This window comes from Aphanothece microscopica RSMan92 (genome assembly GCF_046613545.2).
Lineage (GTDB): Bacteria > Cyanobacteriota > Cyanobacteriia > PCC-6307 > Cyanobiaceae > NIES-981.
The window spans coordinates 1-401 of the sequence record NZ_JBKKKY020000639.1 but is presented as its reverse complement, the minus strand read 5'-3'; the positions used below and the strand labels follow the sequence as shown (position 1 = coordinate 401).

1 protein-coding gene is annotated in these 401 nt (G+C 62.1%); it reads right to left on the bottom strand.

Features of this window, described 5'->3' with window-relative positions; translation table 11 throughout:
* Window positions 1-139: 139 nt before the first annotated feature.
* The coding region (locus tag ACLD7X_RS19420) for a hypothetical protein (RefSeq protein ID WP_411425317.1) at window positions 140-401 on the bottom strand (262 nt) is incomplete at its 5' end.

Sequence of the window (401 nt, the reverse complement as noted above, 5' to 3'; positions counted from 1 at the left end):
CGTCGGACTTGCGCTCCTTCTGCGCCATGGCGGCCCCGTGCAGAGGTTCGAAATCCTGTCGCAGGAGGCCATTTTTCGCGGGCAGGCCACGCGCCGGATCGGGCCTCAGGATGCCCGGTCGATGCCAGATGGTGAGCGGTCATCCGCCCATCTGCGGCATATGAAGCGGTCTCGGCACCAGCTTGATGCCATTCTCCTGAAGCGTGGTCCGTACCTTCGACAGAATCGCCTTGCGGATCTGGAATTGATGTCCGGCCCTGGCCTTGTACTTGCCGCGGATCACCAATGTCCCTTCCTCGAGGGCACCAATACCCTGACTCTTGAACGGCTCGATGAGGTCGGCGTTCAGCTCCGGGTCCGCGGCGATCTCCTGCCCGATCTTCTTGAACAGTTTCCGCTGC